Here is a 783-nt window from a genome sequence, read left to right as displayed (position 1 = left end):
AAGTATCTTATTACGTAATTCAGATTTTGAGATAAATCTCCCAGATATTATTTTCATGCCATATCCATAGTACCTATTTTTATTCTTTTTTTATAATAATAACATAATATAATTATAATATCAACCTGTAAAGAAAAAATAAAAATAATAATATTTTCATAAATTGCAAAAAAATATTTTTTATTTTATCATATACTAATTATTTTTAAGAGGTTAATAAAGTATGGATTATAATGAAAAACTATATAATGTATTTTCAAACAAGGARCATAGATTAGAATCTTGGATGGCGGCTGTATTTTCTAAAGAATATGACCATAATGTAACTATAGATGAGCTTAAAGAAATTTTAGCAGAGGAAAATAGCTTTATAGTTACAGAATTAAAAGAGGTAGAAAAAGAAAATTATATAAGAGAAAACTCAAAATGGGAAGTAATATTAAAAGCAGAATATATARAAGAATATGATGATGAGTGTGATGATGAATGCGATAGCGATTGCTCTTGTGAAGGACATGAATGCTCACATAATCACGAAGAAGAACATCAATGCTCATGCGGACATCACCATGAAGAAGAACATCAATGCTCTTGCAGCCATGGAGAAAATCATCAATGCTCTTGCGGCAATCATGATGAAGAAGTAAAACAAAATGATGAACTTACATTCTATATTGCTCTAATAGATGCAAAAACTGTAACAGAAAATGTACCTGAAATATTCTCAGTTAATACAATAAAAGAAGAAAATTATAAAGAGGCATTAGAAGTAAATTATGCAAT

At 26.8% G+C, this 783-nt stretch carries 1 pseudogene; it reads left to right on the top strand.

Going from position 1 to position 783, the window contains the following annotated elements:
- Positions 1-223 precede the first annotated feature (223 nt).
- Positions 224-783: pseudogene (locus GQX97_RS12970) on the top strand (DUF4026 domain-containing protein); the annotation flags it as partial.

The sequence above is a fragment of the Brachyspira sp. SAP_772 genome (assembly GCF_009755885.1).
Lineage (GTDB): Bacteria > Spirochaetota > Brachyspiria > Brachyspirales > Brachyspiraceae > Brachyspira.
Note: the sequence above shows the minus strand (reverse complement) of the source record. Positions and strands in the feature narration are given on the sequence as shown.